This window comes from Streptomyces sp. HD, assembly GCF_028369295.1.
GTDB lineage: Bacteria > Actinomycetota > Actinomycetes > Streptomycetales > Streptomycetaceae > Streptomyces.
In genome coordinates this window covers 172,935-190,977 of the sequence record NZ_JAQMYP010000005.1, presented here as the reverse complement: position 1 = coordinate 190,977, position 18,043 = coordinate 172,935, and the positions used below count along the sequence as shown (strand labels likewise).

Sequence of the window (18,043 nt, the reverse complement as noted above, 5' to 3'; positions counted from 1 at the left end):
TCTTCGCAGGCTCTCAGGGACGGCTCGCGCGATGTCCCGCCGTGGGGCACCGTGGAGTGACGCGTGACGATCCGCCACGGCGGAGTCACGGGAGAGGAGCACCCCCATGACCAACCACACCTATCGGGTCACGGACATCGTCGGCACCTCGCCCGAGGGCGTGGACCAGGCCATCCGCAACGGCATCACGCGGGCCTCGCAGACCCTGCGCAACCTGGACTGGTTCGAGGTGACCGAGGTACGCGGCCAACTCGACAACGGGGAGATCGCGCACTGGCAGGTGACCATGAAGGTCGGCTTCCGGTTGGAGGAGGCCGAGTAGAGGGTGCCTTCCGCGCCGGACCCGTTTGCAAGGTGCGGTGCCTTGCGGCCGGGTCCGGCGGGTCAGCGGCATGACGTCATGTGAGCGTCGAGCGCTTCGCCGCTGGTACCGCGTGTGGTTCCACCGCCGCGTCGGCTCGCCCGCCAGTCAGGTCCGCCCCTCCTGCTCCTGTGCCACCTTCAGCGCGCCGGACGGAGCGGTCCAGCGCGCGCGTACGACGGTGAAACCGGCCCGTTCGGCGTCCTGGCAGACCAGTTCGTCGTCGTCCACGAGGACCCGGATCTCCCGGGTGCGGGCAAGGCGGCGCAGGATCTCCAGCTTGGTGCGTCGGGCGGGCCTGCGGTCGTCGTTGCGGCGCATGTAGAGGCGCCCTTCGGGCAGTCGGTGCGCCGCGAGCCAGTCGAGCGTGTCGCGCCGGCAGCGCTCGGGGCGCCCGGTCAGATAGCGGACCTCGCACTCCTTGGCGCACTCCAGCACCAGCGCGACGCCCTCCGTGATCGGCGGGTCCTGCGGCGCCGCCGCGAAGAAGCCGTCCCAGTCACGCGGCTTGCGCTCCAGGAAGTGCTGACGGTGTGCCGTGTCGGCGAGGGTGTTGTCCAGGTCGAACACGGCGAGCGGGAGTGTGCTGTCGTCGGTCACGCGTTCACCCTAGACCGGCCCGGAAAATCACCTGCTCACCGTCAGGTGCGGTACTAGGTTCCCGTGTCATGCGACTGACGGTTCTAGGCGGGTGCGGTGCGTGGCCGACGGCGGCCCAGTCATGCAGTGGCTACCTCGTCGAGTACGCCGGGTTCCGCCTGCTCATCGACCCCGGGTACGCCACGCTGCCGCGCCTGCTCCAGCACGGCACCGTCGACGCCGTCGACGCCGTGCTGATCAGCCATGGGCACCCCGACCACTGTGCCGACCTCAACCCGTTGCTCCGCGCCCGCGGGCTCAGCGACGATCCGCCGCCGGCCCTGCCCGTCCACGCCCCGCGCGGTGCGGTCGACGCTGTTCTCGCCCTCGACAGACCGGGCATGCTCGCCGAGGCGTACCGCCTCCATGAGTTCGACCCCGGCGACCGGTTCGGTATCGGCCCCTTCACCGCGGACACCTGGCTCCTGCCGCACTTCGTGCCCAATGCCGGTATCCGGCTCGCAACACCCGAGTCCGTGCTGGCCTACACCGGCGACACCGGCCCCAGTTCCGACATCCCGCGCCTCGCGCGGGGCGCCGATCTGTTCCTGTCGGAGGCCACGTACGTCCATCAGGTCCCGGCCGCCGACGCACCGTACCTGCTGACCGCACGACTGGCCGGCCAGTACGCCCACCAGGCAGGCGCCGCTCGGCTCATGCTCACTCACCTCTGGCCGGGCACGGATCCGGCAACCGCCCGGGATGCAGCCGCGGAAGCCTTCCAGTACTCCATCGGTGTCGCCACACCCGGCCTGCTCGCCGACCTCGGCGGCACGGTTCGGGATCGTTCGGCAGGCTGGACCACGACGGCGCCCAAAAAGCCGAGCCCCTGAAGGGCCCGAGACCCCGGCAACCTCCGCGCCCCCGGCGGCCACTGCTGTGCGACACGGTACGCAGGCGGAGGCGGGAGGCCCCATGCGCAACACGGTGAGCGGCATGCGTGGTACTGCGATCTGGACGGCGGCGGCGATGGGCGCGGCGCTGCTGACGGTGTGGGGGCCGGCGAGCGAGGCGTACGGGGCGACCACGCTGGTCGTGGCGACCGACGGGAGCGACTCGGCACCGGGCACCTTGGACCGGCCGTTGCGGACCGTGCAGCGGGCGGTGGACCTGGCGAAGCCCGGCGACGTCATCACCGTGCGCGGCGGCACCTACACCCTCACCGACAACATCACCATCACCACCTCGGGCACCGCCGCCCGGCCCATCACCCTGGGCCCCTACCAGGGCGAGCGCGTGGTCGTCGACGGTGAGCAACTGCCCGCCAGTCACACGCCGGTCGGGGGCAGCATCCCGCGGGCGGAGCGCGGGGCGATCCACATGGAGGCCTCGTACTGGCGGATATCCGGCCTGGAGGTGGTCAACGGCCCGTACGGCGTCTATTGCGACGGTTGCCACCACAACGTCTTCTCCCGCCTGTTCACGCACGACAATTACGAGTCCGGGTTCCAGCTCCAGGGATCGTCCGCCGACAACCAGATCCTGAACCTGGACAGTTCCGGCAACCGGGACCCCCGCAAGAACGGCGAGAGCGCCGACGGCCTGGCCATCAAGGAGGGCAGCGGAACCGGCAACGTGGTGCGCGGCGCCCGTTTGTGGAACAACGTCGACGACGGCTTCGACGCCTGGAAGTTCACCTCGCCGATTGTCATCGAGAACACGGTCGTGTACGGCAACGGCTACAACCGCTGGAACTTCCCGGACTTCTCGGGCGACGGCAACGGCTTCAAGATGGGCGGCGGCAGTCCGGCCCCGGCGGTGGGCCACACCCTGCGCAACTCGATCGCGTACGAGAACGCGGCACACGGCGTCACCGACAACGGAAATCCCGGCCCCCTGGCCCTGACCCGCAACACGACCTGGGGCAACGCGGGCACCGGCTTCGACGCCGACGCCGCGGGCGGCACCGCCACCCTCACGGCCAACCTGTCCATCGCCGACGCACGCCCGGCGGCCGTCGGCACGGGGACGGTCGCCAGCGGCAACTCCTGGAATCTGGGCGGCACTTGGGACGGCTCCTCGGTGCTCAGTACCGACCCGGCCGCGCTCACCGGCCCCCGTGCGTCCGACGGATCCCCGCCATCGGCCCGGGGCTTCCTCGTACCCCGCGACGGTACGGCCGTCGGCGCCCGCTTCTGAGCCACCGGACCGGGCCGCGCCGGCCGGGTCGAGTTTCAGACAGTCCGACCCAAAGAACTGGTCCGGACTAATTCCGGGAAGGCCATTTTCGCAGGCCGCAGAAGGCCGCGAAAGGATCGTGAGCGTCGTGAACGCGCCATCGGGGTAGGGCAATTCAGCGCCGCGGTTGATTCTTCAATGAGCCCGCTGCCATACTCCGGCTTCCGGCTTCGCCGCCGCTCACAGCTTCCCCACAACAAAGCCCGCGCTCCCGTATGTCCGGCATGCCGCAGCAAAGAAGGTGCGCCTGTGCCCGAGTTTTCACCTTGGCACGACAATTCTTTCACATACAGTCCCCCGAAAAATGAGCCCGCGCCGGCCCGGCGCATATCCGAAGATCCCGAATTCCACTCACTGCGCCGCGCTCAGCGCAGATTCGGAGTCCGTGCGACGGTCCTGTCCGTCGGCGGATTCCTGCTGTACGTGCTCCTCTCGCACACCGTCCCCGGTCTGATGAACCAGCGCCTGGTCGGCCATCTCACCCTCGGTCTCGCCCTGGGCCTCGGGCAGTTCGTCGTGATGGGCGTGACCGCTTGGGCCTATCTCCGCTACATGCGCGCCCGTGTCGACCCGCTCGCCCGCGGCCTCGGTTCACGACTCGACCAGCACGAAGCGGACTCGGCCCGCACCGCCGCGTCACACGGCGACGCCGGGCAGACCGTCCGGCCCGGCTCCAGGGGGTACCGCACGTGGTGACCATGTCCGAAGGCATCGTCGACCGGTTCAGCCTGCAACTGACGTTCGTGCTGTTCCTGTCGGTGGTCGTGGTCACGCTGTTCATGGCGCTGCTGACGGCCCCTCAGCGCGACGAGATCAGCGAGTTCTACCTCGGCAACCGCACGATGTCCCCGCTGCGCAACGGCCTCGCCATGTGCGGCGACTACCTCTCCGCCGCCACCCTGCTGGGCAGTACCGGACTGGTCGCCCTCAACGGGTACGACGGACTGCTGTACCTGGGCGGCACGGTCGTCGCCTGGATGATGGTGCTGCTGCTCATCGCCGAACCCCTGCGCCGGGCAGGAAGGTTCACCCTGGGCGACACCCTGGCCCTGCGGCTGACCCGGCTGCAACGACCCGCGCGGCTCGCCCTGGCCGTGTGCACCCTCGCCATCACGACCCTGTACCTGGTGGCCCAACTCGTCGGCAGCATGGCCCTGTTGACCCAGTTCACGGGCGAACCCAGCGCCGGGACACGCACCCTGTGCGTGATCGTGATCGGCACCATCGTCATCGTGTACGCCGCCATCGGCGGCGCGCCCGGCGCCACGGTCATCCAGATCATCAAGGCCGTGATGCTGGTGGCGGGCGTGACGGTCACCGCGGTCATGGTGCTCCACCACTACGACTGGAACCCGGGCGCCCTGCTGGCCGCAGCCGCGGACCACAGCGGCACCGGCACCCAGTTCCTCGAACCCGGGCTGCGCTACGGCGTCAGCACCACCAGCAAGATCGACTTCTTCAGCCTGGAACTGGCGATCGTCCTCGGCCTCGCCGCGCTCCCCCACGTACTGATGCGGCTGCTCGCCCCGCGCAAGATCGACGTCCTGCGCTCCTCCGTCGTCTGGGCGGTGGGCCTGGTCGGCCTGGTCTGCCTGGCGGCCGGCATCCTCGGCCTCGGCGCCACCGCCGTCGTCGGCCGGGAGACCATCGCGGAGACCGACCACAAGGGCGACTCCGCGGTCCTGCTGCTGGCCAACGCCCTCGGCGGCGGCATCCTCACGGCCCTGCTGTCCTGCCTCGCCTTCGTCACGCTGCTCGCCGTCGCGGCCGGCCTCACCCTCGCCGCCGCCTCGTCCCTCGCCCATGACCTGTACGGCGAGGTGATCCGCAAGGGCCGCGCGAGCGAGACCGAGGAGCTGATGGTCGCCCGGCTGTCCGCGGCCGTCATCGGCATCCTCGCGATGATGCTGGCGCTGATCTCCTGGGGCGCCAACACCGCGACGCTCGCCTTCCTGGCCTTCGCCATCGCGGCGTCCGCGATCCTGCCGACGATCGTGTACACCCTGTTCTGGCGCCGCTTCACCGGCGAGGGGGCGCTGCTCAGCCTCTGGGGCGGCCTGGTCTGCTCGGTCCTGCTGGTGCTGTTCTCCCCGGTGGTCTCCTCCACCCCGGGCTCGTTCTACCCGGACGCCGACTTCGCCTGGTTCCCGCTGCAGAACCCCGGCATCGTCTCCATCCCGGCAGGCTTCTTCCTCGGCTGGCTGGGCACCGTACTGAGCGAACGTCAGGGCCCCCAGGAGGACGCCGCCTACGCGGAGTTCGAGGTCCGGATGCTGGTGGGCGCCAAGGAGTAGGAGATGCTTCTCCCATGCCTACCCGTACGTTCCTGATCGGCGCCGCCCGCGAGCGCCCCTGCACACTCGTCGTCTGCCGGGGCTGCTGTTGCGGAAACCGGAGCAAGCACCCCGGCACCGATCACGCCTGGCAGCTGGACCGGCTGCGCGCCGCAGGGGCCGAGCACGGCTTCCAGGTCCGTACGACGGACTGCCTGGGCCCCTGCGACCAGGCCAACGTGATCGTCGTCCAGCCGTCGGCCGCGGGGCGCCGGGCCGGCGGGCGCCCCACCTGGGTGGGCTTCGCGATGGACGACGACTGCACGGAGGAGATCGCGCGATGGGCGGCCGCCGGCGGACCGGGTCTCGCCGATCCGCCCGTCACGCTGGAGCTCCAGTTCATCCGGCCACCGCGGGACGCCCGGGTGCGATCACGTCGCTGACCGCAGCCAAGTCCTCCTCCCCCTCCATCCCACCCTCCCCTCTTCTAATTGTTAATGGGATCCATTTTCATGTAGCGTCCTCGGTGTTCACCCACCGAGGAGGTCCGTCATGGCTGTCCCCAAGCGGAAGATGTCCCGCAGCAACACCCGCCACCGCCGCGCCCAGTGGAAGGCGGCGACCCCGCAGCTCGTGCCCGTGACCATCGACGGCGTCCGCCATCTCGTGCCACAGCACCTGGTGAGGGCGTACGAGCGCGGGCTCCTGCACCCCGAGGGCTGACCGTGATGCCGTACGACCGCCGTCTGCCCGTCACCGTCCTGTCCGGCTTCCTCGGGGCGGGCAAGACGACCCTGCTCAACCACGTCCTGGCGAACCGCGAGGGACTGCGCGTGGCGGTCATCGTCAACGACATGAGCGAGGTCAACATCGATGCCGCGCTGGTGCGGGGCGGCGAGGCCGCGCTGTCGCGGACCGAGGAACGCCTCGTCGAGATGACCAACGGCTGCATCTGCTGCACCCTGCGCGACGACCTCCTGGAAGAGGTCGAACGGCTCGCCCTTGAGGGCCGCTTCGACCATCTCCTCATCGAGTCGTCCGGCATCTCCGAGCCCATGCCCGTCGCGGCCACCTTCGCCTTCGCCCGCGACGACGGCGCCACCCTCGGCGACCTCGCCCTCCTGGACACCATGGTCACGGTCGTCGACGCCGCAGGATTCCTGTCCGAGCTGGACAGCGGCGACGAACTCGCCGAGCGCGGCCTCGACCAGTACGAGGACGACGAGCGCACCGTCAGCGATCTGCTCGTCGACCAGGTCGAGTTCGCGGACGTCATCGTGCTCAACAAGCTCGACCTGGTGGACGACGGGACGGCGGACCGGTTGCGCGCGGCCATGGGCCGGCTCAACCCCGCCGCGCGGATCGTCGACGCCGTACAGGGACGCGTGGCGCTCCAAGAGGTGCTCGGCACGCGGCTGTTCGACCTGGAGCGCGCCCAGCAGGCGCCGGGCTGGGTGCGGGAGCTCAACGGCGACCACGTTCCGGAGACCGAGGAGTACGGGATCTCCTCCGCGGTGTTCCGCTCCGCGGTGCCCTTCCACCCCGGGCGGTTGTGGACCTTCGTCACGGAGGAGCTCGACGGCGGCGCCTACGGAAAGGTGCTGCGGTCCAAGGGCTTCTTCACCCTCGCCAGCCGCCCCCAGGTGACAGGGCTGTGGTCGCAGGCCGGCTCCGTCGCCCGCTTCGAGCCCAGCGCCGCGCGGGACGGCGACGCCCCGTACGCGCAGGAGCTGGTCCTCATCGGCACACATCTGCGCGCGGAGGCGCTCCGGGCCGCCCTGGCCGCCTGCCTGATGGCCGACGGCGAGGACCCCCCGTCCGTCGACCCGTTCCCGGCCTGGGACACGTACGGCATCGACGACAGCTGCGACCACGAGCACCCGGCCCCGCTCCAGATGTCCGCTCACTGACTCCCCCGGTATCCGTCCTGCCTATCCTGGTGAGGAGCCGGTCCTGCTCGCAGTGCGCGAGAAGGGAGCCGCGGGTGACCGAGCGGACGATCGACAGGGCCGCCGCGGACACCTTGCGGCAGGCCAGGGACGCCGTCGCGCGTGAGGCGTGGGCCGAGGCGTACCGGCTGCTGGCCGCCCTGGACCCCGCCTGCCTCACCCCCGACGACCGCGCCGCCTTCGCCGACGCCGCATGGTGGACGAGCCGGGTCGAGGAGTCGGTCGTCCAGCGGATGCGGGCCTACTCCGGGTATGCGGCACGGGACGCGGCCCGGGAGGCCGGGCACATGGCCTGGCTGCTCTTCTACGAACATCAGCTGGCGGGACGCAGTGCCGTGGCCGCCGGCTGGCTGCGCCGGGCACGGCGGCATCTGCACGGTGAGCCGGAGTGTGCCGAGCAGTGCTACCTCGCCTGGGTCGACACGGAGGACGCCCGGCAGCGGGGCGCGTTCGGCCAGGCGATGGCGGCGGCCCGGCGCATGGCCGGGATCGCGCGGCGCTGCGGCAGCCCGGATCTGCTCGCGATGAGCGTCCAGGCGCAGTCGGGCGTCCTGGTGGCGCAGGGCAGGGTCGGTGACGGACTCGATCTCCTGGACGACGCCATGTGCTCGGCCATGGCGGGCGAACTCAGCTCCTTCTTCACCGGCTGGATCTACTGCCTGGGCCTCCAGCAGTCCATGGCCTGCTTCGACCTGGAACGCGCCGCCGAGTGGAGCGACGCGGCGATGAGCTGGTGCGCGGCGATGCCCGCCGAGAACAACTTCCGCGGACTGTGCCGGGTGCACCGGGTGGAGGTGCTGGAGCTGCGCGGCAGCTGGGCCGAGGCGCTGTCCGAGGCCGAGCGGACCTGCGCGGAGCTGCTGCCCTACGAGCGGCGGATGGCGGCCGAGGCGGTCTATCTGGCTGGCCAGATCCGGCGGCGCCGCGGCGAGCTCGCCGCGGCGGAGAAGTCGTACGACCGCACCCATGAACTCGGGCGAGACCCGCAGCCCGGACTCGCCTTGCTGCGGCTGGCCCAGGGGAAGGCCGACGCCTCGGCCACCGCCCTGCAGCCGGCCCTCGCGACCGGGGCCGGGGCCGGCGCTCTTGAGCGGTGCAGGCTGCTCGCGGCCCAGGTGGAGGTCTGCCTGGCGCTGGGCCGGACGGCCGAGGCGGGCACGGCCGCGGAGGAGCTCCAGTCCTTGGCCCTCGACTGGCAGCGACGGTGCGGTTCGGAGGCGACCCTGCTGCACGCGAGCGCCGCGGCCGCGTCCGGCGCGGTGGCCTTCGCCGCCCGGGACCTGGACCGCGCGCTCCCGCTGCTGCGCCGGGCGCTGACGCTCTGGCTGGAGCTGCGGGTCCCGTACGAGGCGGCGCAGGTGCGGATGACCCTGGCCGCGGCCGACCGGGCCGCCGGGGACGCGGAGGGGGCGCGGATGGAGCTGCGGGCCGCCGAGCAGACCTTCCGGCAACTCGGTGCCGTACCGGACGCGCGCCGGGCGGCGGCCCTGCTCGCCGAGGTGCGCCGACGGCAGCCGGGCGGGCTCACCGAGCGCGAGATCCAGGTGCTGCGGCTGGTCGCGGCGGGCCAAACGAACCGGAGTGTCGCCGCCGAGCTGGTGATCAGCGAGCACACCGTCGCCCGGCACCTCAACAACATCTTCGCCAAGCTCGACGTGTCCTCGCGGGCGGCGGCGACGGCGTACGCGTACAAGCACGGCCTCGCCTGAGGCGTATGGGCCGTTCTGCCCATGCCCGGTCCACCGGGATGGGCGATTCGGGCGATGAGCGCGCCCCCGCTCCCCGCGTAGACCGGTGGGGTACCCCTTCCCCGACCCAGGAGCGGAGAGCAGGTGGCGGCCATGACCACCTATACACCGACCCTCGACGACAGACTGCTGGACCGGCTGCGCGGAGCCGTCCGCGGCGAGATCGTCGAGCCCGGCGACCCGGACTACGACGAGGCCCGCAGTGTCTACAACGCGATGCACGACAAGCGGCCGGCGATCATCGTCAGGGCCGTCGACGCGGGCGACGTCATCGCGACGGTCGACTTCGCCCGCGACCAGGGCCTGCCACTCGCCGTGCGCGGCGGCAGCCACAGCGTCCCCGGCTACGGCACCTGCGACGGCGGCGCCGTCCTCGACCTCGGGCGCATGCGCGGGACCCGCGTCGATCCCGAGACCCGCACCGCGTGGGTCGAGGGCGGTTGCACCCTGGCGGACCTCAACCACGCCACCCACGCCTTCGGGCTGGCCACCACCGGCGGGGTCGTCTCCACCACCGGCGTGGGCGGCCTGACGACCGGCGGCGGCATGGGCTATCTGTCCCGCCGCTGCGGTCTGGCCTGCGACAACCTGGTCTCCGTGGACCTGGTGACGGCCGACGGAGCCTTTCTGACCTGCACGGACGAGCAGCACAGCGACCTGATGTGGGGGGTGCGCGGCGGCGGCGGGAACTTCGGGGTCGTCACGTCCTTCGCATACCGGCTGCACCCCATCGCCGACATCCTCGGCGGGCCCGTCTTCTTCCCGCTCGACGGCGACGTGATCCGCCGCTACCGGGAGCTGGTCGGCGAGGGGGACGAGAACCTCGGCGCACTGCTCGTCGTCGGCCTCGGACCGCCGGTGCCGTTCCTGCCCGAGCGCTGGCACGGACGGCCGCTGTGCGGCGTGGTCGCCTGCTGGACCGGCTCGGAGGCCGAGGACGACCGGATCCGGGACCGCCTCGCCGCGCTCGGACCGGTGCTGGGCCAGTATCTGGAACGCATTCCCTACCCGGTGATCAACACTCTCTTCGACGACCTGGTGCCGCCGGGGCTCTACCACTACTGGAAGGGCACGTTCACCCAGGACCTGTCGGACGGCGTGATCGACACCTGTGTCGAGCACGGCGCCACCACCCCGTCCATCCAGAGCGTCACGGTCGCCTACCCGCTCGACGGCGCCGTCGGCCGAGTGGGGCAGGAGGAGACCGCCTTCTCCTACCGGGACGCCGGCTACTCGTTCGCACTCAGCGGGACCCTCACCACGCGTGCGGACTGCGAGGCGCAGAAGGACTGGGTGCGCGGCTTCCACCAGGCGCTCGCACCGCACGCCATGGAGGGCGGCTACGTGAACTTCATCGACGGCGACGACCAGAACCTCGTCCGGGCCAACTACCGCACGAACTACGACCGTCTCAGGGACCTGAAACGGCACTACGACCCGGGCAACCTGTTCCGTCTGAACCACAACATCGCGCCGTGAGGAATCCTGCGGCGGCGGCGTTGTTGAACCCCGTATGAGCTCCGTGATCGCGGCGACCCGCTTCTCCGTCCTCGACCGTTCCCGCACCCGCGAGGGCGGCACGAACGGAGAGGCGCTGCGTGACACCGTACGGCTGGCCCAGGAGATCGAGGCGCTCGGCTACCACCGGCTCTGGGTGTCGGAACACCACGGCGTACCCGGAGTCGCCGGCTCGGCGCCGACGGTGCTGGCCGCCGCCGTGGCCGGGGCCACGAGCACCGTCCGGGTCGGCACCGGCGGTGTGATGCTGCCCAACCATCGACCGCTGGTCGTGGCCGAGCAGTTCGGGGTGTTGGAGTCCCTCTTCCCGGGGCGGATCGACATGGGGCTCGGCCGGTCCGTCGGCTTCACCGACGGGGTGCGCAGGGCGCTGGGCCGGGACAAGGGGGACGCGGAGGACTTCGCGGCGCAGATCGAGGAGCTGCTCGGCTGGTTCCGCGGCAGCTCGCCGACCGGCGTGCACGCGCGGCCCGCCGAGGGGCTGACCGTGCCGCCGTTCGTGCTTGCCATGGGCGAAGGCGCGGACATAGCGGCCCGCGCGGGGCTTCCGATGGTCATCGGGGACCTCCGGAGCCGGGAGAAGATGCAGCGCGGGATCGATCACTACCGCGAGCACTTCCGGCCCTCCCCCTGGGCCGCCGAGCCGTACGTCGTGATCTCCGGCACGGTCGCGGTGGCCGGCACGCCCGAGGAGGCCCGGCGGCTGCTCGTGCCGGAGGCCTGGTCGATGGCGTACTCGCGCACGCACGGCACCTTCCCGCCGCTGCCGCCCGCCGAGCGGGTCGAGGCGCTCACGATGACCGGCAAGGAGCGCGGGTTCTTCGAGGGCGGCCTCGCCGGGCATGTCGCGGGCACGGAGGAGCAGGTCGCGCACGAGCTGGAGACGGTGCTGAAAGAGACCGGGGCGCAGGAGGTGCTGGTCACGACCAGTACGTACGACCGTGCGGCGCTGGTGGACTCGTACCGCAGGCTCGCCCGGATCATCAACGCCTGATCCGGGCTCGCCGCCGGCGGTTGCTCAGTCCGTGTCGCGCGGGTCGAACGACTTGGTGTCGATCGTCAGCGGCTTCGGGAAGGCGGTGGCCACCGACTCCCAGCCGGTGAACTTGAAGTCGGTGCCCTCCCGGTCCCCGTCCGCGGGCGTGGCCTCGCCGTCATGGGTGACCAGCAGGCCCTTCGGGAAGGACCGGCCGAGCGGGACGTTGACGACGGTGGACCCGTCGGAGTGCTGCACCCCGTCGGTGGCGGCGCTGTCGGTGACGGCGAAGGAGCCGAGGTAGGCGTTACCGCCCTGGCGCTCGTACACGGCGAAGGTGTTGTCGCCCTGGCTGGAGGCGAGGAGGTAGCCCTTGCCGTCGGCGGCGTGGTAGATCGCGGCGCCCTCGGCGTCGGCGCTCAGGTGGTCACCGCCGTAGCCGGGGTCGTGGGCGGTGTCGAGGACGCACTCCTCCTCGGCGTCATACGTCCACGGCGTGCCGTACTCCCGCACCCGGTCGATCAGCTCGGGCCGCTCGAACTCCTCGTCGTCGAGGTCGACCCGCCACAGCCCGACGTCCTCCTGGGCCGCGTACAGGACGTGCTTCTCCTGGTCGACGACCATGCCCTCCACCTGCGCGTGGTCACCGGGGTCGGCGCACGGCGTCCAGCCCTCGCCGTTCGGCAGGGTGAAGGAGGCGGGCAGGTCGAGGGTGTCCTCGGTCCGGTAGCCGACGCGGCCGTCGCGGTCCTCCAGCCGAAGCAGCCGGACCCGGGTCTCCGAGCGGCGTGACACCACGGCGTAGGTGTTGTCGTCATCGCTGAAGGCGGCCAGGCCGTAGGCGGTGCGCTGGTCGTCGACCTCGGACTCGCTCGCGGAGAAGACCGGCGCGGCGTCGGCCGCCGTCACGTCCTTCAGCGGGGGCCGGCCCGCCGCCACGGCCGCCGGGTCGATCGCGTAGGCCCGGACCCGGTCCCGGCCGCGGTCGCTGACCAGGGCCAGGTCGGTCTTCTTGCCGCCCAGTTCGAAGCCGTAGACGACGTCGACGTTGTTGAAGCGGCCCGGCGCGCTGTCCTCGCCCGGCGCTGCGGGCGCGGCGATGTGCTGGAGCCGCCTGCCGTCGAGGCCGTAGACGTCGAGGCCGGCCTCCTTGAGGGTGCCGATGACGAGGCTGCGGCCGGGGTCGCGGGGGTCGACCCAGACGGCCGGGTCGTCGGCGTCGGCGTTGCCGCCCGCCTCGTCGTCGTACACGGCGGGCGTCTCGACGCGGGCGGACACGGAGACCGGCTGCGGGGCGGAGGCGCCCGTGACCATCAGCAGCGCGGCGGTGAGAGTGCTCAGAGCGGAAGCGCTCACGATACTCCTCGGTAGGAAGAGAGACTGGCGAGACGGTATGGGCGGCCGGTGTGGGTGAGCCGACGGCTCCGTGAACATCAGGTGGCTCGGACAGGTGTGCGCCTGGTTCGCCTACAATCTGGGCCTTATGTACTCCCCGCACGACCCATACGTACGCGTCCGCGGTGCCCGTGAGCACAACCTCAAGGGAGTGGACGTCGACATTCCGCGGGACATGCTGACCGTGTTCACGGGTGTGTCGGGGTCGGGGAAGTCGTCGCTGGCGTTCGGCACGATCTACGCCGAGGCGCAGCGCCGCTACTTCGAGTCGGTCGCGCCGTACGCGCGCAGACTGATCCACCAGGTCGGCGCGCCGAAGGTCGGCGAGATCAGCGGGCTTCCGCCCGCCGTGTCCCTCCAGCAGCGCCGCTCGGCGCCGACGTCCCGCTCCTCGGTCGGCACGGTCACCAACCTCTCCAACTCCCTGCGGATGCTGTACTCCCGCGCCGGCGACTACCCGCCCGGCGCCGAGCGGCTCGACTCGGACGCCTTCTCCGCGAACACGGCGGCCGGGGCCTGCCCGGAGTGCCATGGGCTCGGCCAAGTGCACCGTACGACCGAGGAGTCGCTGGTCCCCGACCCGTCGTTGTCGATCCGGGAGGGCGCGATCGCGGCGTGGCCGGGTGCCTGGCAGGGCAAGAACCTGCGGGACATCCTCGACGCGCTCGGGTACGACGTGGACCGGCCCTGGCGTGAGCTGCCCGCCGAGCAGCGGCAGTGGATCCTGTTCACCGACGAGCAGCCGGTCGTCACCGTTCACCCGGTGCGCGACGCCGACCGTATCCAACGGCCGTACCAGGGCACCTACATGAGCGCCCGCCGGTATGTGATGAAGACCTTCTCCGACTCCAAGAGCCCGACCCTCAGGGCCAGGGCGGAGCGGTTCCTCGTCTCCGCGGCCTGCCCGGCGTGCGGCGGCAGCAGGCTGCGGCCGGAGGCGCTGGCGGTGACCTTCGGGGGGCGCACGATCGCCGAGCTGGCCGCGCTGCCGCTCACTGAGCTGGCGGGCCTGCTGGACGGCGAGCCTTCGTCGGAGACGGCCAGGGTCCTCACCGAGGACCTCAAGTCCCGTATCGCCCCGGTCGTCGAGCTCGGCCTCGGCTATCTCGGCCTCGACCGGGCCACGCCCACCCTCTCCGCGGGCGAACTGCAGCGCCTGCGCCTCGCCACCCAGCTGCGGTCCGGGCTGTTCGGTGTCGTGTACGTCCTCGACGAGCCGTCCGCCGGACTGCACCCTGCGGACACGGAGGCGCTGCTGACGGTGCTGGCGCGGCTGAAGGCGGCCGGCAACACGGTGTTCGTGGTCGAGCACCACCTCGACGTCATGCGCGGTGCCGACTGGCTGGTCGACGTGGGGCCGCGGGCGGGCGAGCACGGCGGGCAGGTGCTGCACAGCGGGCCGGTCGCCGAGCTGGCGACGGTCGCCGACTCGGCGACGGCGCGCTTCCTGTTCGACGACTCCCCCGCCGCCGTACGCCAAGTGCGCGCCCCGCACGGCCAGTTGAAGGTCGGCCCGGTCACCCGGCACAACCTGCGCGGGGTGACCGCCGAGTTCCCACTCGGCGTGTTCACGGCCGTCACCGGGGTCTCGGGGTCGGGCAAGTCCACGCTCATCGGAGAGATCACGCAGGAGTCGGCGGGCGTGGGGCGCCTGGTCTCGGTCGACCAGAAGCCGATCGGCCGCACCCCGCGCTCCAACCTCGCCACCTACACCGGCCTCTTCGACGTCGTACGCAAGGTGTTCGCGGCCACCGACGAGGCGCGGGATCGTGGGTACGGCGTCGGGCGGTTCTCCTTCAACGTCGCGGGAGGGCGCTGCGAGACCTGTCAGGGCGAGGGGTTCGTCAGTGTGGAGCTGCTGTTCCTGCCGAGCACGTACGCAGCGTGCCCGGACTGCGGTGGGGCGCGCTACAACCCGGAGACGCTCCAAGTGGCGTACCGGGGGCGGAACATCGCGCAGGTGCTGGACCTCACGGTCGAGGCGGCGACGGAGTTCTTCGCGGACACGCCGACCGTGGCCCGCAGCCTCGGCACCCTGCTCGACGTCGGCCTCGGCTACCTCCGGCTCGGGCAGCCCGCCACCGAGCTGTCCGGCGGCGAGGCGCAGCGCATCAAGCTGGCGAGCGAGCTGCAGCGCGGCCGTGGTGGTCACACCCTCTACCTCCTCGACGAGCCGACGACCGGACTCCACCCGGCCGACGTCGAGGTGCTGATGCGCCAGCTGCACGGGCTGGTGGACGCGGGGCACACCGTCATCGTCGTGGAGCACGACATGTCGGTCGTCGCGGGCGCGGACTGGGTGATCGACCTGGGGCCGGGCGGCGGTGACGCGGGCGGGCGGATCGTGGCGGCGGGCCGGCCGACGGAGGTGGCGGGTACGGAGGGGAGCGCCACGGCGCCGTATCTGGCCCGTGTGATGCCCTGAAAAGCCCTTGGGGAAGCGGCACTTGTGCCTCGTAGAATCGCCCGGTGCGTTGATCCTCCGTGCGACGGCGCCTGCCGTCGCGGACCGTGTGGGCGCCCGGACGTTCCGTGGCCGCCCCGGTAGGCATTCCCGTCGCCGTCCCATCGGAGATCACGCATGACCGCGCAGCAATCCCTCACCTACGACGCGTTCCTAGAACTTGCCACCGCCGATCCGGCCGTGGTCGGCCTCGTCCTGAAGGGCTCGCGGGCCCACGACGGCATGGCCACCGAGCACTCCGACCACGACTTGTACGTCGTGCTCGCGGACGGCGCGCCGACCGGACTCCGTCGGCTCGCCGGCCACCGCACACCATGGCTGGATCTGGTGATCGTCTCCCTCAGCGAGTTCCGGGCCGCCGGAATGCCGGGCCCCGAGCGCTATGCCCTCGCCCGGGCGCGGATCGTGCTCGACCGGCTGGACGGAGGGATCGGCGACCTCCTCGCCGCCAAGGCGCGGCTCGGCGCCGACGAGGCGTTCCGGGCCGCCGGCGGATGGCTCGACGCGTACGCCAACTCGCTGTACCGATCGGTCAAGAACGACCGTGACGGCGAGCCGCTCGCCGCCCGGCTCGACGCCACCGACAGTGTGGGCCACCTCCTGGAGCTGCTCTTCGCCCTGGACCGGCGCCCTCGCCCGTACAACAAGTACCTACGCTGGGAACTTGTCCGCCATCCGCTGCCGGACTGGGACGGCAAGGCCCTGCTGCGGGACGTGGACCGTATCTCCGCGAGCGCCGATGTGGCGGTCCAGCGGCGGCTGTTCGCCCGGGTGGAGGCCCTGGCCCGCCGGGAGGGGCACGGGGCGGTGCTGGACGCCTGGGGCGATGATCTCCGGCTGATGCGTCCGCGCTAGCGCGGACCGCTCGGCGGCCTGGGCGAGGCGGCGACGGTCGGTATGACTGCCGGCCGCTATCGGCTCCCGCACCTCGGCCTCGGCGACCAGGTCACGGGAGCGCGTCACCCGCCACACCGAGGTGAGCAGCGAGTCGTCGCCGACGAAGGCCGCCGCCGTGCCGGGGGTGCCTCCGGCCGCCCGGTAGTGCAGACGCACCGGCTGTACGGGGACGCCCGCGTCCAGGGCGGCCTGGAAGGCGGCGCGTCGGAAGTGGCCCTGGGCGCGGCCGCACCAGGTGCTGCCCTCGGGGAAGACGGTGACCGCCTGACCCGCGCGCAGCGCCTGGGCGATCCGTGCCACCGTCTCGGGCAGTGCGCGGATGCGGTCGCGGTCGATGAACAGGGCGCCGCTGCGGGCGGTCAGCCACCCTGCCACGGGCCAGTCCCGGATCTCCGACTTGGCGAGCATCCGGGCCGGGCGCACGGCGGCGAGCAGCGGGATGTCCAGCCAGGAGACGTGGTTGGCGACGAGCAGCAGCCCGCCGTCGGGCGCGGCGCCGCCGGCGATCCGTACCCGGACACCCGAGGCCCGGACGACCCAGCGGCACCAGCTCCGGACCAGCCCCGCGGGTATCCGTCCGCCCAGCGGTAGGGCCAGGCATCCGACGATCAGCAGGCACAGGACCGCCACGAGCCGCAGGGCGGCCAGGGGCGCGGCTCTGGCCGGTCCCGTCGCGTCCACGCACGTCCGCGGGGTGCAGGGCGCGCTGGGGCGCCAGAGGGTCGCCACCTCGACGGCATGGGCACGCGCGGCCGGTACGCCGGTCGTCCCGGCCGAGGGTGCGGTCGCCGCGGGGACACCCACGGCACCGAGGGAGGAGATGCTCATGGCCGCCCCGTCCGTCACGCCGGGACGAGGGAGAGGAAGTGCCGCAGATAGCGCGCGTTGATCCGGCGCATCGACAGCAGCACGTACAGGTCGGCGACCCCGAACTCCGGGTCGTGCGCGGGCTCGCCGCAGACCCAGGCGCCGAGGCGGACGTAGCCGCGCAGCAGGGCGGGCAGTTCGACGCGCTGGGCGGGCACCGGCGCCGTCGGCTGCCAGGGGCGCAGCGGTCGTACCCGGTACTCCTCCGGGGCCAGGTGCTTGGCCTGCACCCGGTCCCAGGTCCCCGCCGCGAGCGTGCCGCCGTCGGCGAGCGGGATCGAGCAGCAGCCGGCCAGCCACTCATGGCCGTGGTCGACCATGTAGCGGGCGATGCCGGCCCAGATCAGGCTGATCACGGCGCCGTCGCGGTGGTCGGGGTGGACGCAGGAGCGGCCGACCTCGACCAGATTCGGGCGCAGGGAGTCGATCCGGCTGAGGTCGAACTCGCCCTCCGAGTACAGTCGGCCCGCGACCGCGGCCCGCTCCGGGGGCAGCAGCCGGTAGGTGCCGACGACCTGTCCGGACACCTCCTCGCGGACGAGCAGGTGGTCGCAGTACGCGTCGAAGGCGTCGATGTCGTGGCCCGGCTGCGGGGTGGTCAGCAGGGCACCCATTTCCCCGGCGAAGACGTCGTGCCGCAGCCGCTGGGCGGCGCGCACGTCCTCCTCGTCGCGGGCGAGGCCGACGGTGTACCGGGTGGGGGCCGTGGGCTGCGGGGGACGGTCGACGGTCAGTACGCCGGTCATGGCTTACTCCTGGTCACGGGCCGGGGACGGCG

The 18,043-nt window shown here is 71.9% G+C and carries 16 protein-coding genes and 1 pseudogene; 13 read left to right on the top strand and 4 right to left on the bottom strand.

What is annotated here, in order from left to right; translation table 11 throughout:
• Positions 1-106 precede the first annotated feature (106 nt).
• Positions 107-322, top strand: a complete 216-nt coding sequence (locus POF73_RS07140; RefSeq protein ID WP_272113648.1) for a dodecin — start codon at positions 107-109, stop codon at positions 320-322.
• A gap of 147 nt (positions 323-469) precedes the next feature.
• On the opposite strand, the gene POF73_RS07135 is transcribed toward POF73_RS07140, so the two are convergent.
• The gene (locus POF73_RS07135) at positions 470-961 is read right to left on the bottom strand and encodes a phosphatase domain-containing protein (protein ID WP_272113647.1); all 492 of its coding nucleotides are present in this window, start codon (positions 959-961) and stop codon (positions 470-472) included.
• 68 nt (positions 962-1,029) lie between these two features.
• Between POF73_RS07135 and POF73_RS07130 the strand changes: the two genes are divergently transcribed.
• The 10 genes from POF73_RS07130 (at position 1,030) to POF73_RS07085 (ending at position 11,660) form a co-directional block, all read left to right on the top strand.
• Positions 1,030-1,833, top strand: a complete 804-nt coding sequence (locus tag POF73_RS07130; RefSeq protein ID WP_272113646.1) for an MBL fold metallo-hydrolase — start codon at positions 1,030-1,032, stop codon at positions 1,831-1,833.
• 103 nt (positions 1,834-1,936) lie between these two features.
• Positions 1,937-3,139, top strand: coding sequence for a right-handed parallel beta-helix repeat-containing protein (locus tag POF73_RS07125; protein ID WP_272113645.1), 1,203 nt, complete (start codon positions 1,937-1,939; stop codon positions 3,137-3,139).
• Positions 3,140-3,316: 177 nt separating this feature from the next.
• Complete coding sequence (locus tag POF73_RS07120; protein WP_272113644.1) at positions 3,317-3,874, top strand: DUF485 domain-containing protein; 558 nt, start codon at positions 3,317-3,319, stop codon at positions 3,872-3,874.
• Positions 3,875-3,876: 2 nt separating this feature from the next.
• A complete protein-coding gene (locus POF73_RS07115; RefSeq protein WP_443049445.1) occupies positions 3,877-5,472 on the top strand; it encodes a solute symporter family protein in 1,596 nt (531 codons plus the stop codon).
• A 14-nt stretch (positions 5,473-5,486) separates the two neighbouring features.
• The gene (locus POF73_RS07110) at positions 5,487-5,894 is read left to right on the top strand and encodes a (2Fe-2S) ferredoxin domain-containing protein (protein WP_272113642.1); all 408 of its coding nucleotides are present in this window, start codon (positions 5,487-5,489) and stop codon (positions 5,892-5,894) included.
• A gap of 109 nt (positions 5,895-6,003) precedes the next feature.
• Complete coding sequence (gene rpmF, locus POF73_RS07105; RefSeq protein WP_272113641.1) at positions 6,004-6,174, top strand: 50S ribosomal protein L32; 171 nt, start codon at positions 6,004-6,006, stop codon at positions 6,172-6,174.
• A 5-nt stretch (positions 6,175-6,179) separates the two neighbouring features.
• Positions 6,180-7,361, top strand: a complete 1,182-nt coding sequence (locus POF73_RS07100; RefSeq protein WP_272113640.1) for a GTP-binding protein — start codon at positions 6,180-6,182, stop codon at positions 7,359-7,361.
• Positions 7,362-7,435: 74 nt separating this feature from the next.
• Positions 7,436-9,109 carry a LuxR family transcriptional regulator gene (locus tag POF73_RS07095; protein WP_272113639.1) on the top strand — a complete coding sequence of 558 codons (1,674 nt, stop codon included), beginning with the start codon at positions 7,436-7,438 and terminating at the stop codon, positions 9,107-9,109.
• A gap of 132 nt (positions 9,110-9,241) precedes the next feature.
• Complete coding sequence (locus tag POF73_RS07090; RefSeq protein WP_272113638.1) at positions 9,242-10,627, top strand: FAD-binding oxidoreductase; 1,386 nt, start codon at positions 9,242-9,244, stop codon at positions 10,625-10,627.
• 34 nt (positions 10,628-10,661) lie between these two features.
• Entirely contained in the window at positions 10,662-11,660 is a 999-nt protein-coding gene (locus POF73_RS07085) for an LLM class flavin-dependent oxidoreductase (protein WP_272113637.1), read from the top strand.
• 24 nt (positions 11,661-11,684) lie between these two features.
• On the opposite strand, the gene POF73_RS07080 is transcribed toward POF73_RS07085, so the two are convergent.
• Positions 11,685-12,998, bottom strand: a complete 1,314-nt coding sequence (locus tag POF73_RS07080) for a phytase (RefSeq protein WP_272113636.1) — start codon at positions 12,996-12,998, stop codon at positions 11,685-11,687.
• Between the two features lie 127 nt (positions 12,999-13,125).
• Between POF73_RS07080 and POF73_RS07075 the strand changes: the two genes are divergently transcribed.
• Positions 13,126-15,462, top strand: coding sequence for an excinuclease ABC subunit UvrA (locus tag POF73_RS07075; protein WP_272113635.1), 2,337 nt, complete (start codon positions 13,126-13,128; stop codon positions 15,460-15,462).
• 156 nt (positions 15,463-15,618) lie between these two features.
• A complete protein-coding gene (locus POF73_RS07070) occupies positions 15,619-16,356 on the top strand; it encodes a hypothetical protein (protein ID WP_272113633.1) in 738 nt (245 codons plus the stop codon).
• Positions 16,357-16,608: 252 nt separating this feature from the next.
• On the opposite strand, the pseudogene POF73_RS07065 reads toward POF73_RS07070, so the two are convergent.
• Together POF73_RS07065 and POF73_RS07060 are read right to left on the bottom strand one after the other, a co-directional pair.
• Positions 16,609-17,226: pseudogene (locus tag POF73_RS07065) on the bottom strand (lysophospholipid acyltransferase family protein); the annotation flags it as partial.
• Between the two features lie 14 nt (positions 17,227-17,240).
• A complete protein-coding gene (locus tag POF73_RS07060) occupies positions 17,241-18,011 on the bottom strand; it encodes a GNAT family N-acetyltransferase (protein WP_272113632.1) in 771 nt (256 codons plus the stop codon).
• Between the last annotated feature and the right edge of the window lie 32 nt (positions 18,012-18,043).